The organism is Streptococcus sp. DFI.7.26 (genome assembly GCF_022240605.1).
Classification (GTDB): domain Bacteria; phylum Bacillota; class Bacilli; order Lactobacillales; family Streptococcaceae; genus Streptococcus; species Streptococcus xiaochunlingii.
Map to the genome: position 1 here is coordinate 1 of NZ_JAKOGN010000064.1, position 275 is coordinate 275.

Consider the following 275-nt stretch of genomic DNA (forward strand, 5'->3'; position numbering starts at 1 on the left):
TCCTGTGAATGATTTTTCTGGAACAAATGTAACAGTTCCATCTGGAGCTACTGTGTAGGTTCCTTCACCTGGGATAGTCTTAGTTGTTGAACCATCTTCAAAGGTTGCAGGTGTATCATCATCCATTGGAACTACTGGATCACCTTCTGTAAACTTAGGCTTACCTGTTTGGGTTTGACCTTGTTTATCTGTTGAAGTTACATCCTCTGCTGTTGGAACAACTGGAGTAATCTTAGGTGTGTATGTTGTTTCAGCTGGGGTACCGTTGGCATCCT

At 42.5% G+C, this 275-nt stretch carries 1 protein-coding gene; it reads right to left on the minus strand.

Annotation, left to right across the window (positions count from 1 at the left end):
• On the minus strand, positions 1-275 hold a 275-nt coding region (locus L0M85_RS09935; RefSeq protein ID WP_238656949.1), incomplete at both ends, for a hypothetical protein.